This window comes from Pantoea sp. R13S299 (genome assembly GCF_048515925.1).
In the GTDB taxonomy this organism is placed as follows: domain Bacteria; phylum Pseudomonadota; class Gammaproteobacteria; order Enterobacterales; family Enterobacteriaceae; genus Pantoea.
Map to the genome: position 1 here is coordinate 1,975,721 of NZ_JBLYEF010000001.1, position 20,154 is coordinate 1,995,874.

Here is a 20,154-nt window from a genome sequence, read left to right on the forward strand (position 1 = left end):
ACAGCTCATTTTGTCTGATATTAACTATCTGAATAAATCCGGACAAGCGTACACTGCGGCTCATTAATGGCGTGTTATGGCGTGTGGAGAGTCAGCATGTTTTTCCTGTATCCGCTTTTTGCGGTGATGATCTGGTCGATCAATTCAATTGTCAGCAAACTGTCGGCCAGTGCGATCGATCCGGCGGCGATCTCATTCTATCGCTGGCTGCTGGCGCTACTGGTGCTGACGCCCTTTGTGCTACCCGGCGTCTGGCGCGCGCGTCAGGCCATCAAACCGCATCTCGGGCGGCTGGCGATCCTCGGTCTGCTTGGCATGGTGCTCTATCAGAGCCTTGCCTATTACGCGGCACACAGCGTCAGCGCCCTGTTCATGGGGATTATCGGCGCCCTGATTCCGCTGCTTACTGTGCTGCTGAGCGTGGTGATTCTGCGGATTGCCCCGACGCTCGGCATCCTGCTCGGCAGTATCATCTCCTTTAGCGGTCTGGTGTGGCTGGTCAGTGAGGGCAACGTGATGCAACTGCTGAATCATGGAATGGGTAAAGGTGAGCTGATGATGCTGGGAGCCTCCACCGCCTATGCGCTGTATGGCGTTCTGACCAAACGCTGGGCGCTGCCACTGCCGATCTGGCAGAGCCTCTATGTGCAGATCTTATTCGGCGTGCTGCTGTTACTGCCCGGCTTTTTACTGGCACCGGACATCGCGCTTAACCGGCACAACCTGCTACTGGTGGCGTTTGCCGGGCTGTTCGCCTCCATCATCGCGCCCTTTCTATGGATCCACGGCGTGCAGCGCCTGGGAGCCAGCACCACCAGCATCTTTATGAATCTGACACCGCTGTTCACCGCGTTAATCGCCGTGCTGTTTCTGCACGAGCAGCTGCACAGTTACCACTGGATTGGCGGCGGTCTGACGCTGGGCGGCGTAATACTGGCGCAGCGGCTGCGGACTCCGTTGACCCGGCGTAAACCGGTCAGTCAGCCACCGTCCTGAAGAGCGCCGTCTGCAGATTGCCTGGCGCGTCCGGGATTCACGACTAAAGCGTAAATCTCGCACCGAAACGCATGTCCCCCGTGGGATTTCCCGGGGGCTTTTGCTATCATGTCGCATTCAATTTTCCGGCGCACCTCACGCTGTTCTGTTTTCCCAAGGAATCCGCCATGCAACCTCTCAGCGGCCCCGGTGCGCCGGTCGATCGTTCATCTGTCAATCCGCAAACCGGCGTCACGCGTCAGGGTTCAGTGGCCGGTGAACAGCCTCTTTCTCCTGCGCAGCGCACGACGTTAGAACGCCTGATCGTGCGCATCTCATCGCTCAGCAATCTTAAAGCGCCCGAATTGTGGGCGGGCGTCCGGCATGAAGTGGGCGTGAAGAGTGAAGCGGAGTTGCAGTCGCGTCATTTTCCGGCTGCGGAACAATATCTGAATAATCGCCTCACGCAGACGCAGAACGGGCATGCCACGCGCCAGCTGATGACTCAGCTCACCGATCTGCTGCCAAAAGGTAATAACCGTCAGGCCGTCAGTGATTTTATCCGTCAGCAGTTTGGTCAGACCGTACTGAGCGCGCTAAGCCAGGATCAGCTGCATCAGGTGCTGACAATGCTGCAGAACGGGCAGATGACAATTCCCCAGCCGCAGCAGATCCGCGTCAGCGATCGCACGCTGCTGCCTGCCGAACACCATACTCTGAATCAGCAGGTGGTACGTCTTGCCGCGGCTACCGGCGAATCCACCGGTAAATTGTGGACGGCTGCGCTGAAGCTGGTGAATCTGACCAGCGGCGATCCGATCCCGTCACGGCATTTCCCGCTGCTGACCCAGTATCTGCAGGTGCGCCAGACGCTGAGTCAGCACAGCGCACCGACGTTGCACTTGCTGGAAGCGTCACTGAAACAGCCGCTTGATCAGCAGGAGCGGCAGCAGCTTGAGGATTACAGCCAGCAGCGTTTCCAGGCTACGCCGCAGACGGTGCTGACAGCGACTCAGACCCAGGATCTGCTGAACTTCCTGTTCAGCCGTCGCGCTGACCGGGCAGAAAAACTTCTCGAGCAGCCGCTGGCACCCAGCGAGATCAAACCGCAGCCGATCTGGTCGCCATTCGTGGCGTCACTGCCGCCTGCGATTCAGCCTCTGGCACAGCGTCCCCTGCTGGGCTTCTTTGTCGTACTGGTCGCCATCACTCTTATACTCTGGCTGGTACTCTGAGTTAACAGCCACAGGATGCTTTGGTCGCGGCGACAGGCCATTCGCCCGGTGCATCACCCCAGGTCAGCGGATGACCGTCACGCTTCCAGAAATCCAGCCCGCCAATTAACTCCTTCACCTGAAACCCCAGTGATGCCAGCTTCAGGGCCGCTTTCGTCGAGCCGTTACAGCCAATGCCGTCACAATACGTGACATACACTTTGCTGCGGTCGAGCCGGGCCGTCGTAGTGGCATTCATCCCGCGATGCGGAAAGTTTATCGCGCCGCAGATATGCCCGGCGCGATAAGCCTCCGCCGCACGCGCATCGATCACCACGATATCCGGGAGCTGCTGCTCCAGATCTTCCGCCAGATCCCAGGCGTCGGTGTAATAAGCGAGTTTTGCCTGCAGATAGGCGAGGCTTTGCTGCGGCGTGGCGGCGGGAATGCGTAAAACGGATGACATAACGATTCTCCTGTTGTGGTGAGTTCGCAGTTTACGGCAAAGTGGACTGCTGACTGATACCCATTCCAGGACAGGGATAAGACCCATATGTCTTCACCGCTGTTACAGCTTTTCCAGCATCAGGCCAGTGGCGGCGTGCGTGAGCGGCTCTGCTCTACCCTCCGGCTGGCGATCAACCGGCACCATCTGCACGCCGGTCAGCAGTTGCCGTCCAGCCGACAGCTGGCGCAGGATCTGCATCTGTCCCGGGTGACAGTGGAAGCGGCCTACAGCCAGCTGGAAAGTGAAGGTTACCTGCGACGGGAGACCGGTCGCGGTACTTTTGTCGCTATCAGCATCCCCGTCAGCCCCTCTACCTTATCGGCCCGGCCTCAGCCCGCCCGGTTTTCGGCGCGGGGCCAGCAGGTGCTGGCAACCGGTGGCTGTCAGGATCCCCCTTTTCCTCACGCGTTCGCCGCCGGTTCACCGGAGTTACGCGCTTTTCCCCATGACACGTGGCGCCGCCTGACCAGCAGCGTGCAGCGTTCGCTGGGCAGCACTGCGATCCCGGTGGCTACCTGCCGTTGCGCAGCGCACTCGCGGATTATCTGGCGCTCTCACGGGGAGTAGCATGCCAGCCGGAGCAGGTGATCATTCTGACCAGTTCGCAGCAGGCACTGCAGTTACTGGCCATGATGTTTGTCGATCCCGGTGATGAGGTGTGGATGGAAGAGCCTGGCTATCCCGGTGCGCGTAATGCTTTTCTGGCTGCAGGTGCAGCGGTGCGCGGGATTGCGGTTGATGCCGAAGGTGCCCTGCCCGCCAGCGGCAGTGCGAAGCTGATGTATCTCACGCCATCGCATCATTATCCTGGCGGCGTGACGCTGAGCCTGCCGAGGCGTCTGGCATGGCTGGACTGGGCCCGGCGCAACCAGTGCTGGCTGATCGAAGACGATTACGACAGCGAATTTCACTATGCCGAGCGTCCGATCCCTGCGCTGCAGGGCCTGGATCGCCATCAGCGGGTCATCACACTGGGTACCTTCTCGAAGTCGCTGTTTCCCTCTCTGCGGCTGGCCTGGATGGTGGTGCCGCCTGCGCTGGTTACGCCGATAAGCCAGGCACGCAGCGTGCTGGATGGGCACAGCGCGCTGCTGCCGCAGGCTGTCACCGCCGCCTTTTTGCAGCAGGGACATTTCGCCAGCCATCTGCGGCTGATGCGTCAGCTCTATCACAGCCGTCGCGATCGGTTGCTTGAGCAGATTGAGCAGCGGCTCTCGCCGTGGCTCACGCCGATAGCCAGCGGCGGCGGATTACAGCTGACGGTAAGATTGCAGAAGGATGAAGCACACTTAACCGCGCTGGCGGCGCAACGGGGTTTGCTGCTGCCGCGTCTGAGTCCGCTCTATGCCGGGCCCGTGTCGCAGCAAGGCTGGATACTGGGCTTCGCCGCGCTGACGCCTGATGAGATTGTGGCGGGATGCGATAAGTTGCTGCGGCTGCTGCAGGAGGAGGATTAATACCGAGGGGCAAACGAGGTCACGCAGAGGGGCTGTAAAAACAAAAAGGGCCGGCAAGCCGGCCCTTCAGAGTGCTGACGTAATGATTACGCCTGATATTTACGCATGGTCAGAGTGGCGTTGGTGCCACCAAAACCAAAGCTGTTAGACATCACGGTGGTCAGCTCTTTTTCCATCGGCGCAGTAACGATGTTCATACCGGTTGCGGCAGCATCCAGCGAGGTGATGTTGATGCTTGGCGCAATAAAGCCATGCTCCAGCATCAGCAGCGAGTAGATCGCTTCCTGCACGCCAGCGGCACCCAGGGAGTGGCCGGTCATCGCTTTAGTCGCTGAGATGTAAGGCGTGTTATCGCCAAACACTTCACGAATCGCACCCAGCTCTTTCACATCACCCACCGGGGTAGAGGTGCCGTGGCTGTTCAGATAATCGATAGGTGTATCGACACCGTGCATCGCCATCTTCATGCAGCGCACTGCGCCTTCACCTGATGGAGCTACCATGTCTGCACCATCTGAAGTCGCACCGTAACCGACGATTTCGGCATAGATGTGCGCACCACGTGCCAGCGCATGCTCCAGCTCTTCAACCACTACCATGCCACCGCCACCCGCGATAACAAAACCGTCGCGCTCATTGTCATAAGTGCGTGATGCTTTTTCCGGGGTGTCGTTGTAACGGGTAGAGAGCGCGCCCATGGCGTCGAACTCACAGGCCATTTCCCAGCACAGCTCTTCGCCGCCGCCCGCAAAAACGATATCCTGTTTGCCGAGCTGAATCTGCTCAACAGCGTTACCAATACAGTGCGCCGAGGTGGCACAGGCGGAGCTGATCGAGTAGTTTACGCCATGAATCTTGAATGGCGTGGCGAGGCAGGCAGAAACGCCAGAAGCCATCGCTTTAGTGACGACGTAAGGGCCAACCGCTTTCAGGCCACGTGGGCTGCGCATGGCATCAGCACCAAACACCTGGAAACGCGGAGAACCGCCGCCTGAACCTGCAATCAGACCCACACGTGGGTTGCTCTGATACATTTCAGTGGTGAGGCCGGAATCTTTAATCGCTTCTTCCATGGAAAGATAAGCATAGATGGACGCATCACTCATAAAACGCACAACTTTGCGATCGATGAGGCCGGTGGTATCTAATTTAACGTTACCCCAGACGTGACTACGCATGCCGGAATCTTTCATCTCTTCAGAAAAGGTGATGCCAGAGCGTCCTTCACGCAGAGATGACAGCACCTCTTGCTGGTTATTACCAATACTGGAAACGATCCCTAAGCCAGTAATCACAGCACGTTTCATTCAATCTTCCTCATCCACTTCTTCTTAATTGGCATGCACTCTAGCGTACACTTGTACGCCGAACAAGTCCGATCAGCTATTTCCTTTTGTAAATTTGCGTCATGTCACGTGGGTCGTTAGAATCGCGCCACTGCCTGAAAAACGAGCCTTTACCGTGAAATTAACCCCGGTTGAACATGCGCAGCTAAACTGGAATGAACAGGGTACACCTGTTTCCCGAGCGTTTGGCGACGTCTATTTCTCTAACGACAATGGTCTGGAAGAGACACGCTATGTCTTCCTTGGCGGCAACGGTTTTCCCCAGCGTTTTGCAGAGCATCCGCGCGATCTGCTGATCGTGGCGGAAAGCGGTTTTGGTACCGGCCTCAATTTTCTGACGCTGTGGCAGGCGTTCGATGCGTTTCAGCGCGAACAGCCCGATGCCACTTTAAAACGTCTGCATTTCATCAGCTTTGAGAAATTTCCGTTAACCCGTGACGACCTGGCTGCGGCCCAGCAGCACTGGCCTGAACTGGCCCCGTGGGCGGAGGCGCTGCAGGCGCAATGGCCCGCTGCCCTGCCCGGCTGTCAGCGATTGTTGTTTGACGGCGGACGCATCACGCTCGACCTGTGGCTCGGCGATATTAACCAGCTGATGGGACAACTGGATGACAGCCTGAATCGTCAGGTCGATGCCTGGTTCCTGGATGGTTTCGCGCCCTCGAAGAACCCGGATATGTGGACGCCGGAACTGTTCGACATGATGGCAAAACTGGCGCGCCCGCAGGGGACTTTCGCGACCTTTACCGCCGCAGGTATTGTCCGGCGCGGCCTGCAGCAGGCGGGCTTTGACGTTATCCGCCGCAAAGGATTTGGCCCGAAACGCGAAATGCTGTGCGGGCCGTTACAGGATGCGCCTCCGCTGCCTGCCGCCCAGCCCTGGTATCATCGTCAATCTGCGGAACAGCGCGACGTTGCCCTGATTGGCGGCGGTGTCGCCAGTGCCACACTGGCGCTGGCGCTGCTGCGTCGCGGCTGGCGGGTCACGCTTTACTGTGCCGATGAAGCGCCTGCACTGGGTGCATCCGGCAATCGTCAGGGCGCGCTCTATCCGCTGCTCAATCAGCATGACCCGGCGCTTGCCACCTTTTTCCCGGCGGCCTTTAGCTTTGCCCGACGGCTCTACGATCGGTTAAATCTGACCTATGAGCATCACTGGAGCGGTGTGCTGCAGCTGGGCTGGGATGAGAAAAGCCGCAAAAAAATTGATCAGATGCTGGCGATGGGCCTGCCTGAATCCATCGCCTATGGGGTCGATGTGGCAGAAGCGGAGAAGCTGGCGAATGTCGAACATGGCTGTGGCGGCATTTTCTACCCGCAGGGCGGCTGGCTTTCACCCGCAGAGCTGACCACCGCGATGCTGGCGCATGGCGAAACCCAGGGCTTGCGTATTCACTGGCTGCACCGCGTCAGCGAGCTGTCACGCCAGGACGATCACTGGACGCTGACGTTCAGCGATCGTCCGGCGGTCCGTCATACCACGGTGGTGCTGGCAAACGGTCATGCGATTGCCGACTTTGCGCAGAGCGCCCCGCTGCCGACCTATCCGGTGGCCGGCCAGGTGAGCCATGTTCCTTCGATGCCAGGCCTCGACGCGCTGCAGACCGTGCTCTGTTACGACGGCTATCTGACGCCCGTCAGCCCGCAGTTTGGCACCCACTGTATCGGCGCCAGCTATCACCGTGGCGATACCGCAACAGATTACCGGGAAGATGACCAGCAGGAGAACCGTAGCCGCCTGCTGCAGTGTCTGCCTGACAGCGGCTGGGCAGAGACGGTGGATGTCAGTGACGGTGAAGCAAGAATGGGGGTGCGCTGCGCCACGCGGGATCATCTGCCGATGGTGGGCGGCGTGCCGGATTATGACGCGACGCTTATGCAGTACGCCGATTTACCGGCTCAGCGGCTCGCAGGTCACGACATCGCTGACGCACCTGATCTTACGGGCTTATATCTGTTTGGGGCGCTGGGTTCGCGCGGTCTGTGCAGTGCGCCGCTGGCGGCCGAAGTGCTGGCGGCCCAGTTGGCGGGCGAGCCGCAGCCTCTGGATGCCAGCACGCTGGCAGCGCTCAATCCGAATCGTTACTGGGTGAGGAAATTACTGAAGGGAAAAGCGGTTTAGCGGATGCTGAGGGCGGCACGCCGCCCTGCAGGGTTACGCGGAGAGCTGGCGTGCCTGAACAAACAGGTTGTCCCACATCCCGACCACTAAAGCCTGATCGCGCGGTGAGAGTTCTCCGGCAGCAATGGCATTTTGCAGGCTGCGGGAGACCTGAATCTGCAGCGCTTCTGGCGTATGTTCGCCCAGTTGTTCCACTTCAGCGACGGCCAGGGTCAGATGTCCGCGCAGATAACCGCTGGCGAACAGCTCATCGTCACTGGCATGCTCGACCATGTCGTCAATCAGGGCCAGAATACGCGCTTCAAATTCTGCGATCATCTCAATTCCTCTATTAATAATGCCTTCCTGCATCACAGATCGTCCGGCCAGGGAAACTGCGACGCTGTTAATGAAGGCCTGCCATAAAATTCCGCCAGGGCGGAAATAAAACGCGCGGGACGGTCGGGAATACCCGACGTCAGATAGCTCATGACCTGAGCATGCACTTTACGCTGGAACCCAATGCGATCCGGCTCACAATCTCCGTCGAGATTGTCACAACTCACGTTGAAGGGAAAGCCTGCCGCCGTACAAAACATCCACTCCAGCGCCTGCGGCTTCACTTCCACCGCTTCAAACTGACTCTGGGTCAGGGCATCGCGGCCATCCGGACAGTACCAGTAGCCAAAATCAACCAGTTTGCGGCGGGCTTCACCGGCGATGCACCAGTGTGAAATCTCATGCAGAGCGCTGGCGTAAAAACCGTGGGCAAAGACCACGCGGTTCCACGGCGACTCTGCATCAGCAGGAAGATAGATCGGTTCATCGTCGCCTTTAATTAGACGGGTCTGAAATTCATCGCTGAAACAGCGATCAAACAGCGTGATCAGCTGTTCATAATGATGGGTCGGGTTCATGACGGTATCACGTATCAGGTTACGAATGCAGCGTGGCCAGCCAGGCCAGAACGTCGCTGCCGTGGCTATCCCACAGTAATTTAATGCTCATGACGGCAGAGACAATCACCACCATCGGGCGGATCAGTTTCTGTCCGCGGCTCAGCACCAGCCGCGCGCCAAGACGCGCGCCGCAGAAAGCGCCAAGCATCATAATCAGGCCGGTTCCCCACACCACTTTGCCGCCAAAGATAAAGAACAGCAGGCTGCCAAGATTTGAGGTGAAGTTGAGCACCTTGGCATGAGCGGTCGCTTTGGCCAGGTTGTAGCCGCAGAGCGTGACGAAAGCCAGCGCATAAAAGGAGCCTGCGCCCGGTCCGAAAAACCCGTCGTAGAATCCCACTGCCCCGCCGCCCACCAGCGCATAGGCCAGGCCGTGCAGGCGTCGCGCCTGATCGACTTCACCCAGGCGCGGCATCAGCAGGAACCACAAGCCAATAGCGATTAAAAACAGCGGCAGCATCTGGCGCAGGAAGTCCGCCTGCAGGCGCTGAATCAGTATCGCGCCCAGCACGGACCCCAGCAGCGTCATGGCGATATTCAGCCACTGTTCATTCAGGTTGACCGCACCACGCCGGACAAAGTAGAGACTGGCGGAAAACGAACCGCCGACCGATTGCAGTTTATTGGTCGCCAGCGCCTGAGCCGGAGAGAGGCCCGCGGCCAGCAACGAAGGTACCGTAAGTAATCCTCCGCCACCCGCGATTGAATCAATAAAACCGGCGAGCATGGCGATTAAAAACAGCAGCCCGACCAGCAGCGGGCTGACCACAAACCAATCCATGGAATCCCTTACAGTAAATGTTTATCCAGCAGGGCCTGACAGGCAGGCGGTAACGGCGGTGGCTCACGTTTCACTGGCGCGCCAGAACCCGGCTGTTTCGGCAGGAACCAGCTCTGCAGCTCTGCGCCACAGCCATCGCCCGGAGGCGGTGCAGGCTGATCTTCACAGCCGATACTGCCCGCAGGGCAACGCAGTCGCACATGCATATGGGCACGATGAGCGAACCACGGACGGACTTTACGCAGCCAGTCACGATCGTTACCCGCATCGGCACAAAGCTGCTTTTTAATCGCCGGATTGACGAAGATGCGCGTAACATCGTCATCTTTGGCAGCCAGTTTAATCAGGCTGTCGATTTCCGGCTGCCAGTGTCGTGCAATCACATTTTTATCACCCGGCCCGACTAAATCCAGCGGCTGCGGCTTCAGCAGTTGCTGCGCGCTCCAGCGGGTTTTCGGCAGTTGCAGCCAGATATCCACATCCAGTCCGGTCTGATGACTGGCGTGGCCGCTGCTGAAACGCCCGCCTGCCGCCATGCCCATGTCGCCAATCAGCACGTTACCCAGTTGCAGATTATGCACCTGGGTGCTGAGCCGCTGAATAAACTGAATCAGATCGGGATGACCGAAGTAACGCCGCTGATCCTGGCGCATCACCTGATAGTAAGGTGAATTCAGCGGCAGCGACTGCGCGCCAACAATACAGCCGTTGGCAAAGCCACCGATGGACTGCGGTGCACCGTTGATCGGATGCTGAATGTTTTGCCACGGCGTCGCCGCCAGGCTGGAGGCGCTGATCAGCAGCGCACTCAGGGTAAGCAGGAGCGCCTTCATGCCATCACCAGCGCGGCACGGAGCTGTTAACGTCACCATTCTGCGCCCGCTGGCGCAGCAGATGATCCATCAGGACGATCGCCATCATCGCCTCAGCGATCGGCACAGCACGGATCCCGACGCAGGGATCGTGACGACCTTTGGTGATCATCTCCACTTCTTCGCCGTCGCGGGTAATGGTTTTACCCGGTACGGTGATGCTGGAGGTTGGTTTCATCGCCACATTGGCGCTGATGATCTGGCCGCTGCTGATGCCGCCCAGAATGCCGCCCGCGTGGTTGCTCTGGAAACCATCGTGGCGGATTTCGTCGCGATGCTGACTGCCGCGCTGGTTCACCACCGCGAAGCCGTCACCGATTTCAACGCCTTTCACGGCATTGATGCTCATCAGCGCGTGCGCCAGATCGGCATCCAGTCGGTCGAAGACCGGCTCGCCCAGGCCTGGCGGCACGTTCTCTGCCATAACGGTGACTTTAGCGCCAATGGAGTCCCCCTCTTTTTTCAGGCCACGCATCAGTTCATCGAGCGCATCCAGTTTGTCGGCATCCGGGCAGAAGAACGGGTTCTCTTCCACAATGCTCCAGTCTTTCAGCTCACAGGCGATATCACCAATCTGTGACAGATAGCCGCGCACCACCACACCGTGTTTCATCTGCAGGTATTTCTTGGCAATGGCACCGGCCGCTACGCGCATCGCGGTTTCGCGCGCCGACGAGCGGCCACCGCCACGATAGTCGCGCTGACCATATTTCTGCTCGTAGGTGTAATCCGCATGGCCCGGACGGAAGAGATCTTTGATCGCGCCGTAATCCTGCGAGCGCTGATCGGTGTTCTCAATCAGCAGGCCAATTGAAGTGCCGGTGGTCACACCCTCGAACACACCGGACAAAATTTTCACCTGATCCGGCTCGCGACGCTGCGTGGTATAGCGCGATGTGCCAGGACGACGGCGATCGAGGTCGTGCTGAATATCGGCTTCGGTCAGCGGGATGCCAGGCGGCACACCGTCAACGATACAGCCCAGCGCAAGACCGTGGGACTCGCCAAAGGTAGTTACTCGAAAAAATTGCCCGATGCTGTTTCCGGCCATGCTGTTTCCTTCTCAGGGTTCGGCGGGCGAGGCTTCGCCCCACTTTTAGTCTTTGTAAAAAGAGAAATGGTGTTGTGCGTCGACAATCTGCTGGCGCGTCAGCGTAAAGACGCCGTCACCGCCGTTGTCGAATTCCAGCCAGGTAAAGGGCACATCGGGATATTGCTCCATCATGTGCACCATGCTGTTACCCACTTCGCAGACCAGTACGCCCTGCTCGCTGAGATAGTCCGGCGCACAGGCCAGAATGCGGCGCACCAGCTTCAGGCCATCACTGCCTGCCGCCAGGCCAAGCTCCGGCTCGTGGCGATATTCGTTCGGCAGGTCATCCATATCTTCCGCATCAACATACGGCGGATTGGTGACGATCAGGTCATATTTCAGCTGCGGCAGTTCGCGGAACAGGTCAGCACGAATCGGGGTGACCTGATGAATCAGACCATGCTCTTCAATGTTCTGCTCGGCAACGGCCAGCGCACCGGTGGAGATATCCACGGCGTCCACTTCCGCTTCCGGGAAGGCATAGGCACAGGCAATCGCGATGCAGCCGCTGCCGGTACACATATCCAGAATATGACGGGGCGGCGTGCTGACCAGACCGGCAAAGCGGTTCTCAATCAGTTCGCCAATCGGTGAACGCGGCACCAGCACACGCTCATCAACAAAGAATTCGTGGCCGCAGAACCAGGCTTTATTAGTCAGATAGGCGACCGGGATACGCTCGTTAACGCGACGGATAACGCGCTCAACGATCAGCAGACGCTCGCTGGCGGTCAGACGCGCACTGCGCATATCTTCCGGAATATCCAGCGGCAGCCAGAGTGACGGCAGGACCAGTTGAACGGCTTCGTCCCAGGGATTGTCTGTGCCATGTCCGTACCAGATTCCGGCAGCGGAAAAGCGGCTGACCGCCCAGCGCAGCATGTCCTGAATGGTGTGCAGTTCGTTCACTGCCTCATCGACGAAAATTTTGTCCACGTAGCCCTCCGCAGGCCTTTTGCTAAATCGGCCAGTAGTGTGCCATGAAGCCGGGGAGAATTCAGCGCAGCGAGGTGAAAAAGCTGACATTTAATGACACTTAACGGTAAGGTAGCGGCTCTGCTGTGTGACAGCCTTTTCTGATATGACTGACCTGCCATGAGTAAAAAAACGCCACTAAGCCCGGATGATCAAGCGCTATTTCGCCAGTTAATGACGGGAACGCGGCAGTTAAAACAGGACACCTTTGTCCACAAAGCGCCGGTGAAAACCCGCCAGATTCCGGTAAAGCGTCTGCTTTCAGAGCAGGCGGACAACAGTCATTACTTTTCGGATGAGTTTCAGCCGCTGCTTTCTACCGAAGGGGCAACCCGTTACGTGCGCGCCGATGTCAGCCACTTTGAGCTGAAAAAATTGCGCCGTGGTGATTATACGCCGGAGATTTTCCTCGACCTGCACGGCTTAACGCAGCAGCAGGCCAAGCAGGAACTGGGCGCACTGATCGCCGCCTGTCGCCGTGAACATCTGTTCTGCGCCAGCGTTATGACCGGTCATGGAAAGCATATTCTGAAGCAGCAGACGCCGCTGTGGCTGGCCCAGCATCCGTGGGTGATGGCATTTCATCAGGCACCGAAGCTGTTCGGCGGAGACGCCGCACTGCTGGTATTGATTGAGATTGAGGAGTGGCAACCGCCTGAGTTGCCCTGAGAGGGGGCCGGTGTGATCGGCCCACAGACGTCAGATCGCTTTCGCCAGTTTTTTGGGACTGACCTGCCACAGCAGTTTACCGGCACTCGCCCCGGGATCGAACTCCACGCAGGCAATAGCGGAAGTGGCGAACATTGGCGGTGCTTCCTGCGGGCACAGTTCAGAGACTAAATACCCCACCAACGGTAAATGTGAGATCACCAGCGCCGATTTCACGCCTTCATTCGCCAGGGCCTGCAGATAGCACCCGACCATCTCCGGATCGCCACCCGGCGTTAACTCCGGCAGAACGTCCTGGCCTTCCGGCAGGGGAAAGGCTTCACGCACGGTCGCGAGCGTTTGCTGCGCGCGTAAATAGGGACTCACCAGAACCCGCTCAATGTCCGGCGTCTGACTGTTAAGCCAGTTAGCCATCTGACGTGATTCATTGCAGCCACATAAGGTCAAAGGCCTGACTGAATCACTGGCTGCTTCCAGAGCCGCATCGCCGTGACGCATGATAAAAACTTGCATAAAGCACCGCTGTTGTTTGTCGACATCGCCCGACGCGTAGCGTCTGACTCTTCACTCTGCGAATGAACGCTGTGTTTTACCCTAATGGCTTCAGTATAGTCAACCGGTTGTTTATTAAATAAGCACTTCTCAGAATCATGCTGCGCCGCACATTCTTGCGGCGCTTTTCTAAGCCGCTGAATCGGATTGGTTATTCCATTTTCAGCAGAAATGTAAAATTTCGTCTATTTTCTCGCCGCCTCAATCAGCGCTTCGCAGGGTGTAAAACGTTCCCCCTGTTGCTGCGTAAGCCGGGTTAATCTGTTGACGACTTCCGCCGCACCCAGTTTGTCCATGTAGTGGAACGGACCGCCCAGAAATGGCGGAAAGCCGATGCCAAACACCGCACCGATATCGCCATCGCGCGCGCAGCGAATCACCTGCTCATCGAGACAGCGGGCCGCCTCATTCAGCATCATCATCACGCAGCGTTCAGCAATCTGCGCTTCACTCTGCCGGGCCTGCGGCGTGACCTTGAGCAACGTATACAGCGAGGCGTCAGGTTTTTTACGCTGCCAGCGCGGCTGGTCATAGCGATAAAAGCCTTTGCTGTTTTTACGTCCCTTGCGGCCATCTTTCAGCACCGCATCAAAAGCGGCGGGCGCAGCAAAGCGTTCGCCATAAGCCTGATGCAGGATGGGGCTGATTTTGCTGCCGACGTCGATACCGACCTCATCCAGCAGCTGAATCGGGCCGACCGGAAAACCAAACTTCATCAGCGCCCGATCAATATGCTCAATCGGCTCGCCCTCCAGCAGGCAACGCATCGCTTCATTTATATAGGGTGTCAGGATGCGGTTCACATAGAAACCTGGCTTGTCCGCCACCACTATCGGGTTTTTTCCCTGGCTGCGCGCGAGCGCCACAATTGTCACCAGCGTTGCGGTGGAGGTGTTCAGATGGGGAATGACTTCCACCAGCGGCATTTTATCGACCGGGCTGAAGTAGTGCAGCCCGATGACGTTTTCGGGACGCTGCGCTTTGGCGGCGATCTCTTCAATCGGCAGCGAAGAGGTGTTCGAAGCAAACAGCGTGTGCGGCTGACAGTGCGCTTCCACTTCGCTGACCATCTGCTGCTTAAGTGCCAGGTCTTCGAATACGGCTTCGATCACCACGTCGCGCTGTGAGAAGCCCTGATAATCGATGCCACCCGTAATACGGGCCATCTGCTGCTGAAGCTGTGCCGTTGTCAGCTGGCGTCGTTTAACCTTTTTGCTCAGCAGTTCCCAGCTGGTTTTCAGCGCATGGTTCACGCCCTCCAGGCTGATATCTTTGATGCGCACCGGCAAGCCCGCATTGATCGCAGTGACGCTGGCGATGCCGCCACCCATCAGACCACCGCCGAGAATAGCGATGCTCTTAATTGCGGCGGGCTCAGCCTCTCCGCCCCGCTCCTTTTTCATAGCCGTGGTCGCGAAAAAGATCCCGCGCAGCGCAACGGATTCTGGCGTCATCGCCAGTTCACCAAAGGCACGCGCTTCAGCGTCATGTCCGGCCCGACTGCCCTGCTCCAGTCCGATGCGCACCACCTCGATAATGCGATTTGCCGCCGGATAGTTACCCTGGGTTTTGGCGGCAGTCTGCCGGGTCGCCAGCGCAAACAGTGCCTGGCGGCCCACCGGACCATGCAGCAGACGGTCGCGCAGCGGCAGCGTGCGTCTACTGGCCTTGCCCTTTTTCACCCGCGCGATAGCCGTCTCCAGCAGAATCGCCTGCGGCACCGCATCATCGACCACGCCCAGCTTACGGGCCTGCTTAGCGCGCAGCGTTTTGCCGGTCAGAATCAGCGGCAGCGCCTGCTGCACGCCGATTAAGGGTGGCAGCCGCTGAGTGCCACCGGAGCCTGGCAGTAAACCAAGTTGAACTTCCGGCAACCCCAGGCGGGTTTTATCGTCCAGCGAGCAGATGCGCGCATCGCAGGCCAGCGCCAGCTCCAGCCCGCCGCCCAGACAGGCACCGTGGATCGCCGCGACCACCGGGAACGGCAGCGCGTCGAGCATCGCCATCACTTCCTGGCCCTGTTTTGCCAGCGCTTCGGCTTCCTGCGCACTCTTACAGCGATCGATCATGCTGATGTCCGCGCCCGCGATAAAGTTGTCCGCTTTGCCGGAGATCAACACCAGGCCCGCCAGCTGAGGATCGCGCCGCGCTTCTGCAATGATGGCGGTGATTTGATCCGCAAACTCCGCTTTCAGGGTGTTCATCTTCTCGCCAGGGACATCAATCGTGATGATGCCGACGTGATCCAGTCGCATCTTCAGATGAAACGCATTCTGCTCCATTATTCGGCCTCCAGAACCATTGCCGCGCCCAGACCACCTGCCGCACAGGCGGTGACCAGGCCTAATCCGCCACCCCGGCGGCGTAATTCGTTCAGCGTCTGAGTAATCATGCGCGCGCCCGTGGCGGCAAAAGGATGACCGTAGGCGATTGAACCGCCCAACACGTTGAAGCGCTCTTCATTCACTTCACCCAGCGCATGTGGACGATTCAGTACATCACGGGCGAAGCGCTCGTCGCGAAACATTTGCAGATTGCTCAGCGTCTGGGCAGCAAAGGCTTCATGCATATCGATCAGCGTCAGATCCGCCAGAGAAATGCCAGCGCGATCCAGGGCCAGCGGTGACGCATACGCCGGACCCAGCAGCATGTCCTGCTGCACGCCGATGGCGGTAAAGGCGTAGCTGCGCAGATAGCCCAGCGGGCTGATGCCCAGTTCGCGGGCGCGGCCTTCTCGCATCAGAATCACGGCGGCCGCACCATCGGTGAGTGGCGTGCTATTGGCCGCGGTGACGCTGCCGTGCTGGCGATCAAATGCCGGACGCAGTCGGGCATAATCCTCCGCTTTTGCGTTCATGCGGACGTTATTGTCCTGATCGATGGCGGTTTTCCACGGCGGCACAAAGGCGGCCATCACTTCCTGATTCAATACGCCGGATTGCCAGGCTCTGGCGGCATGCTGATGGGAGCGCAGCGCCAGCGCATCCTGTGCCTCACGGGTGATGCCATGGCTTTTCGCCATCTGCTCTGCCGTATCGCCCATACGCAGGCCGGTTGAATACTCCGCCACCGCGGGCGGCACCGGCAGCAGATCGCGCGGACGCAGCCGTCGCAGGATTTGCAGCTTCTGCCCGAAACTGCGGGCTTTGTTGAGATCCACCAGCGCGCGGGCCAGCGTTTTACTGACGCCGATAGGCAGCACCGAAGAGGAGTCTGCGCCTCCGGCAATGCCCGCAGAGATGGTGCCTGCCATCAGGCTTTCTGCCACATTCGCGACGGCCTGAAAACTGGTGGCGCAGGCACGGCTGACGCTGTAGGCATCGGTATTCACACTCAGCCCGCTGCTTAATACAATTTCACGCGCAATGTTCGGCGCTTCCGGCATCTGTACAACCTGACCAAAGACCAGTTGCTCGATCACCTCAGCCGGCAGTTCACTGCGCGCCATTAATTCGCTGACCACCATGCGTCCCAGCTCAATGGCGGGAATGCCATGAAAGCCGGTCGCCTGGCGCAGGAAAGGGGTGCGTAATCCGTGGGTTATTGCGATGCGTTCACCATCACGCGTCAGCAGCGGCTGCGCTTTGCTCATTGTTCTCACCTGTGGCTGGGACTGTGGCATCATTGCCTGAAGAGGTCTGACCTGATCAGTGTTAACCACAAGCGGGTGAGCCGCCAATATCGGAAAGGAAAAAGTGCGAAGGGAAACACGAAAATGAAAAACGCCGCATTAATGCGGCGTCTGGGACTTAACGCAAACCGAGCTGAAAAATCATTGTTTCAGCCTGGCAGCTGAAGGTGAAATCGATATCCAGCTGCACACCCTGATTTACTTCGCTGAAGCGCGATTCAATCACACAGGGCTCCGATTCAACCTCGCGGGCACGCTGGGTGAGTTGCGCTAATTTCGCCTCTGCATCGGCACGCTGAGCAAACCACTCTGACCAGCTGGCAGTGCAATCGGTGTTATCCATTACTGTGCCCACATCGACACAACAACAGGCTGCGGTTTCGGTCGCACTGCATTTTTTAATGGCATCAGTCATTTCATTCTCCTGACCAGCAATCTGGCCGGTTGCGCGATTTTATCGCCGAAATTTTACCTGCTCGCTGAAAGTTGCGCTATGCGCATGGCTCTAAGTGACGAATATCACAATAAAAATTGATCCAGAACAAACTGGAATCGGTATGCTGTGCAGAATCGGGGCTGTTTTGTTAAGCAGATCGAATTTTAAGCGATCAAACCTGAAATATTTTAAAAACAATATTGCAACATGCACACAGGTCGGACCTATACTCTCCGCACTGGTCTGATATGTGCGTTTTACATCAGTCCCTACAATCCGCCGTCCTTTGTTACGCGACGTTATAGCGTTAAATAATAATTCACATGAGGTTGTGGTCATGAACCATAAAAACCTGTTTGCAAAGTCAGCCGTGGCGGCTGCAGTGGCGCTTGTCTCTTCACACGTTTACGCAGCTGGGTTTCAGTTAAATGAGTTTTCTACGATTGGTTTAGGTCGCGCATATTCAGGCGAAGGGGCAATGGGTGATACGGCGGCATCCGCCAGCCGTAACCCGGCGACGATGGCGTTAATGGATCGCCCGGAATTTTCTATCGGTGCTGTTTATATTGCGCCGGATGTAAACATCAGTGGTCGCAGTCCCAGCGGACGCAGCCTGGATGCCGATAATATTGCGCCGAATCAGTGGGTACCCAATATTCATTACGTCCAGCCCATCAATGATCAGTGGTGGATTGGCGCGTCTGCAACGTCCAATTATGGCTTAGCAACAGAGTTTAATAATGGCTACACGGCTGGCGGTTACGGCGGTAAGACCGACCTGATGACCGGCAATTTAAATCTCAGCACCGCTTACCGCTTAAATGAACATTTTAGCGTGGGTGTCGGATTTGATGCAGTTTATGCCAAAGCTAAAATTGAACGCTATGCCGGTGAATCTGGCGCAAGGCTGGGCGTTCCGGCTGATACGCAGGTTGCCCATCTGAAAGGTGATGAGTGGGGCTACGGCTGGAATGCCGGTGTCCTGTATGAAGTGGATGAGAATAACCGCTTTGGCTTTACCTATCGTTCGGAAGTGAAAGTCGACTTTGATGGCGATTACAAAAGCAGCCTCTCTTCACGGCTGAATGCGGTGAATAACCCTGAAGTGTCGGGTGTCCCTTATGGTACTAACGGCACCACCGTTCCGGGCGCGTTAACCCTGAATCTGCCCGAGATGTGGGAAGTGTCAGGCTGGCATAAAGTGGCACCACAGTGGGCGGTTCACTACAGCATGGCGTACACCAGCTGGAGTCAGTTCCAGGAGCTGAAAGCCACCGGTTCTAACGGCCAGACGTTGTTCTACAAAGATGAGAGTTTCCACGATGCCTATCGCATTGCACTGGGTACGACTTATTCTTACGACAAGAACTGGACTTTCCGTACCGGTATTGCGTTTGATGATAGCCCGGTTCCGGCGGATAAGCGTTCTATCTCTATCCCGGACCAGGATCGTTTATGGCTGAGTGCCGGTACGTCTTATGCCTTTAATGATGATGCTTCGGTCGATGTGGGTGTCTCATATATGCATGGACAGAAAGTGACGGTGAAAGAAGGTCCTTACACCTTTACCTCTGAAGGTAAGGCCTGGCTTTACGGCGCGAACTTTAACTACAAGTTCTGATTGGCGGGCACGATCAAAAAGGGCGACTCTGGTGAGTCGCCCTTTTTTGTGGCTGCGGATCGCTGGCTGGCTCAGTGAGGATGCGCTTACTGCGCGTCGATATCCTTCAGGTCATCCTGAATCGCAGCGGCGTTAGGATTATCTTCCGGCTTGAGCTTACCGCCGCGCGCCAGGAAGTCATGACGCTGGAAGTAGGCGTTACGGATAAAGGCATACGGATCGCTCTGCTGTTTCAGGATCGCATCTGAATCCAGTAGCTGCGCGCGGGTCTCGATCCCTTCAAGCGTCCACTTACCGATCGACATCGGCCAGGTCAGCCAGCCGAGAATCGGATAGAGCGTATCGACGTAGTCACCGCCATCCTGACGAACCGTGAAACTGCCGTAAGCAGGCAGTTCAACGTAAGGACCGTAGCCGACGCCGTAATGACCCAGCGTGGTACCGAAACGGTGCGGCTCTTCACGCGCCAGCTCCGGGTTCGCTTTACCGGCAACGTCGATGAAACCACCCAGGCCCAGCACGCTGTTCAGGAAGAAACGGGTGAAGTGAATACCCGCATCACGTCCGTCACCCACCAGGATGGCGTTGACCATGCTGGCAGGCTCTTCCAGGTTGCCGAGGAAGTTGCTCAAACCGGTACGTGCCGGGACCGGCACATAATCGCGCCAGGCGACAGCGACCGGACGCAACACATACGGATCCAGCACGTTGTAGTTAAAGTTAAACATCGTGCGGTTAAAGCCTTCGAACGGATCGCTGCGCTGAGCAGGATCGCTATTCGCCGGCTTTGAACTGGCACAACCCACCAGAAGGACGCTGGCCACAGCCAGGCTGGTCAGGCGATAATTCATTCCAATCTCCCTGTGCGGATGAAAAAGGTCTACCCATCGTTCAGGTCACAGCCCGGTGTCGAATCGGCTTACCCGATGAGCATAGCTGACTTTGTGCCAGAGGCAGCAGGCAA

18 protein-coding genes and 1 pseudogene are annotated in these 20,154 nt (G+C 57.7%); 6 read left to right on the plus strand and 13 right to left on the minus strand.

Annotated elements, in window-relative coordinates; genetic code table 11:
• Nucleotides 1–96: 96 nt before the first annotated feature.
• Both ACN1CO_RS09395 and flk read left to right on the plus strand, forming a co-directional pair.
• Nucleotides 97–996: a DMT family transporter gene (locus ACN1CO_RS09395; RefSeq protein ID WP_419138719.1), complete on the plus strand. Its 900-nt coding sequence runs from the start codon at nucleotides 97–99 to the stop codon at nucleotides 994–996.
• 167 nt (nucleotides 997–1,163) lie between these two features.
• On the plus strand, nucleotides 1,164–2,210 hold the full coding sequence (gene flk, locus ACN1CO_RS09400; protein WP_419138720.1) for a flagella biosynthesis regulator Flk: 1,047 nt from the start codon (nucleotides 1,164–1,166) through the stop codon (nucleotides 2,208–2,210).
• 1 nt (nucleotide 2,211) lies between these two features.
• On the opposite strand, the gene ACN1CO_RS09405 is transcribed toward flk, so the two are convergent.
• Nucleotides 2,212–2,655: a rhodanese-like domain-containing protein gene (locus tag ACN1CO_RS09405; protein ID WP_419138721.1), complete on the minus strand. Its 444-nt coding sequence runs from the start codon at nucleotides 2,653–2,655 to the stop codon at nucleotides 2,212–2,214.
• Nucleotides 2,656–2,742: 87 nt separating this feature from the next.
• Here ACN1CO_RS09405 and ACN1CO_RS09410 point away from each other — a divergent pair.
• Nucleotides 2,743–4,154 (plus strand): annotated as a pseudogene (locus ACN1CO_RS09410) (PLP-dependent aminotransferase family protein).
• An 86-nt stretch (nucleotides 4,155–4,240) separates the two neighbouring features.
• On the opposite strand, the gene fabB reads toward ACN1CO_RS09410, so the two are convergent.
• Nucleotides 4,241–5,461: a beta-ketoacyl-ACP synthase I gene (gene fabB, locus ACN1CO_RS09415; RefSeq protein WP_013358603.1), complete on the minus strand. Its 1,221-nt coding sequence runs from the start codon at nucleotides 5,459–5,461 to the stop codon at nucleotides 4,241–4,243.
• A 154-nt stretch (nucleotides 5,462–5,615) separates the two neighbouring features.
• On the opposite strand from fabB, the gene mnmC reads away from it, so the two are divergent.
• On the plus strand, nucleotides 5,616–7,622 hold the full coding sequence (gene mnmC, locus ACN1CO_RS09420; protein WP_419138722.1) for a bifunctional tRNA (5-methylaminomethyl-2-thiouridine)(34)-methyltransferase MnmD/FAD-dependent 5-carboxymethylaminomethyl-2-thiouridine(34) oxidoreductase MnmC: 2,007 nt from the start codon (nucleotides 5,616–5,618) through the stop codon (nucleotides 7,620–7,622).
• A gap of 33 nt (nucleotides 7,623–7,655) precedes the next feature.
• On the opposite strand, the gene ACN1CO_RS09425 is transcribed toward mnmC, so the two are convergent.
• The 6 genes from ACN1CO_RS09425 to prmB are packed head-to-tail and all read right to left on the minus strand — an operon-like array spanning nucleotide 7,656 to nucleotide 12,242.
• Nucleotides 7,656–7,940 (minus strand): YfcL family protein, encoded by a 285-nt coding sequence (locus ACN1CO_RS09425; protein ID WP_003854283.1) that lies wholly within the window; start codon nucleotides 7,938–7,940, stop codon nucleotides 7,656–7,658.
• Between the two features lie 32 nt (nucleotides 7,941–7,972).
• Entirely contained in the window at nucleotides 7,973–8,518 is a 546-nt protein-coding gene (locus tag ACN1CO_RS09430; protein ID WP_419138723.1) for an elongation factor P hydroxylase, read from the minus strand.
• A 19-nt stretch (nucleotides 8,519–8,537) separates the two neighbouring features.
• The gene (locus tag ACN1CO_RS09435; RefSeq protein WP_419138724.1) at nucleotides 8,538–9,341 is read right to left on the minus strand and encodes a sulfite exporter TauE/SafE family protein; all 804 of its coding nucleotides are present in this window, start codon (nucleotides 9,339–9,341) and stop codon (nucleotides 8,538–8,540) included.
• Nucleotides 9,342–9,349: 8 nt separating this feature from the next.
• Nucleotides 9,350–10,174: a penicillin-insensitive murein endopeptidase gene (gene mepA / locus ACN1CO_RS09440; RefSeq protein WP_419138725.1), complete on the minus strand. Its 825-nt coding sequence runs from the start codon at nucleotides 10,172–10,174 to the stop codon at nucleotides 9,350–9,352.
• Between the two features lie 4 nt (nucleotides 10,175–10,178).
• The gene (gene aroC / locus ACN1CO_RS09445; RefSeq protein ID WP_419138726.1) at nucleotides 10,179–11,264 is read right to left on the minus strand and encodes a chorismate synthase; all 1,086 of its coding nucleotides are present in this window, start codon (nucleotides 11,262–11,264) and stop codon (nucleotides 10,179–10,181) included.
• Nucleotides 11,265–11,309: 45 nt separating this feature from the next.
• Nucleotides 11,310–12,242: a 50S ribosomal protein L3 N(5)-glutamine methyltransferase gene (gene prmB / locus ACN1CO_RS09450; protein ID WP_419138727.1), complete on the minus strand. Its 933-nt coding sequence runs from the start codon at nucleotides 12,240–12,242 to the stop codon at nucleotides 11,310–11,312.
• A 159-nt stretch (nucleotides 12,243–12,401) separates the two neighbouring features.
• Between prmB and smrB the strand changes: the two genes are divergently transcribed.
• On the plus strand, nucleotides 12,402–12,950 hold the full coding sequence (gene smrB, locus ACN1CO_RS09455; RefSeq protein ID WP_419138728.1) for an endonuclease SmrB: 549 nt from the start codon (nucleotides 12,402–12,404) through the stop codon (nucleotides 12,948–12,950).
• Between the two features lie 30 nt (nucleotides 12,951–12,980).
• Here the strand turns inward: smrB and sixA are convergent, their stop codons facing one another.
• The 4 genes from sixA to ACN1CO_RS09475 all read right to left on the minus strand — a co-directional run bounded on the left by sixA (nucleotide 12,981) and on the right by ACN1CO_RS09475 (nucleotide 17,548).
• Nucleotides 12,981–13,463, minus strand: coding sequence for a phosphohistidine phosphatase SixA (gene sixA / locus ACN1CO_RS09460; protein ID WP_419138729.1), 483 nt, complete (start codon nucleotides 13,461–13,463; stop codon nucleotides 12,981–12,983).
• Between the two features lie 224 nt (nucleotides 13,464–13,687).
• Entirely contained in the window at nucleotides 13,688–15,784 is a 2,097-nt protein-coding gene (gene fadJ, locus ACN1CO_RS09465) for a fatty acid oxidation complex subunit alpha FadJ (protein ID WP_419138730.1), read from the minus strand.
• On the minus strand, nucleotides 15,784–17,094 hold the full coding sequence (fadI, locus tag ACN1CO_RS09470) for an acetyl-CoA C-acyltransferase FadI (protein ID WP_419138731.1): 1,311 nt from the start codon (nucleotides 17,092–17,094) through the stop codon (nucleotides 15,784–15,786). Before fadI ends, fadJ begins: the two co-directional genes overlap by 1 nt.
• 157 nt (nucleotides 17,095–17,251) lie before the next feature.
• Nucleotides 17,252–17,548 (minus strand): YfcZ/YiiS family protein, encoded by a 297-nt coding sequence (locus tag ACN1CO_RS09475; RefSeq protein ID WP_419138732.1) that lies wholly within the window; start codon nucleotides 17,546–17,548, stop codon nucleotides 17,252–17,254.
• Between the two features lie 358 nt (nucleotides 17,549–17,906).
• On the opposite strand from ACN1CO_RS09475, the gene fadL reads away from it, so the two are divergent.
• Nucleotides 17,907–19,190: a long-chain fatty acid transporter FadL gene (gene fadL, locus ACN1CO_RS09480; protein ID WP_419138733.1), complete on the plus strand. Its 1,284-nt coding sequence runs from the start codon at nucleotides 17,907–17,909 to the stop codon at nucleotides 19,188–19,190.
• Between the two features lie 86 nt (nucleotides 19,191–19,276).
• On the opposite strand, the gene mlaA is transcribed toward fadL, so the two are convergent.
• Nucleotides 19,277–20,041 (minus strand): phospholipid-binding lipoprotein MlaA, encoded by a 765-nt coding sequence (gene mlaA / locus ACN1CO_RS09485; RefSeq protein WP_179895182.1) that lies wholly within the window; start codon nucleotides 20,039–20,041, stop codon nucleotides 19,277–19,279.
• Nucleotides 20,042–20,154 lie beyond the last annotated feature (113 nt).

What these genes read in the sequence shown, in the direction of transcription:
- ACN1CO_RS09395 (WP_419138719.1), top strand. Translation starts at nt 97, where the DNA reads ATGTTTTTCCTGTATCCGCTTTTTGCGGTGATGATCTGGTCGATCAAT.
- flk (WP_419138720.1), top strand. Translation starts at nt 1,164, where the DNA reads ATGCAACCTCTCAGCGGCCCCGGTGCGCCGGTCGATCGTTCATCTGTC.
- ACN1CO_RS09405 (WP_419138721.1), bottom strand. Translation starts at nt 2,655, where the DNA reads ATGTCATCCGTTTTACGCATTCCCGCCGCCACGCCGCAGCAAAGCCTC.
- fabB (WP_013358603.1), bottom strand. Translation starts at nt 5,461, where the DNA reads ATGAAACGTGCTGTGATTACTGGCTTAGGGATCGTTTCCAGTATTGGT.
- ACN1CO_RS09425 (WP_003854283.1), bottom strand. Translation starts at nt 7,940, where the DNA reads ATGATCGCAGAATTTGAAGCGCGTATTCTGGCCCTGATTGACGACATG.
- ACN1CO_RS09430 (WP_419138723.1), bottom strand. Translation starts at nt 8,518, where the DNA reads ATGAACCCGACCCATCATTATGAACAGCTGATCACGCTGTTTGATCGC.
- ACN1CO_RS09435 (WP_419138724.1), bottom strand. Translation starts at nt 9,341, where the DNA reads ATGGATTGGTTTGTGGTCAGCCCGCTGCTGGTCGGGCTGCTGTTTTTA.
- mepA (WP_419138725.1), bottom strand. Translation starts at nt 10,174, where the DNA reads ATGAAGGCGCTCCTGCTTACCCTGAGTGCGCTGCTGATCAGCGCCTCC.
- aroC (WP_419138726.1), bottom strand. Translation starts at nt 11,264, where the DNA reads ATGGCCGGAAACAGCATCGGGCAATTTTTTCGAGTAACTACCTTTGGC.
- smrB (WP_419138728.1), top strand. Translation starts at nt 12,402, where the DNA reads ATGAGTAAAAAAACGCCACTAAGCCCGGATGATCAAGCGCTATTTCGC.
- sixA (WP_419138729.1), bottom strand. Translation starts at nt 13,463, where the DNA reads ATGCAAGTTTTTATCATGCGTCACGGCGATGCGGCTCTGGAAGCAGCC.
- fadJ (WP_419138730.1), bottom strand. Translation starts at nt 15,784, where the DNA reads ATGGAGCAGAATGCGTTTCATCTGAAGATGCGACTGGATCACGTCGGC.
- fadI (WP_419138731.1), bottom strand. Translation starts at nt 17,094, where the DNA reads ATGAGCAAAGCGCAGCCGCTGCTGACGCGTGATGGTGAACGCATCGCA.
- ACN1CO_RS09475 (WP_419138732.1), bottom strand. Translation starts at nt 17,548, where the DNA reads ATGACTGATGCCATTAAAAAATGCAGTGCGACCGAAACCGCAGCCTGT.
- fadL (WP_419138733.1), top strand. Translation starts at nt 17,907, where the DNA reads ATGAACCATAAAAACCTGTTTGCAAAGTCAGCCGTGGCGGCTGCAGTG.
- mlaA (WP_179895182.1), bottom strand. Translation starts at nt 20,041, where the DNA reads ATGAATTATCGCCTGACCAGCCTGGCTGTGGCCAGCGTCCTTCTGGTG.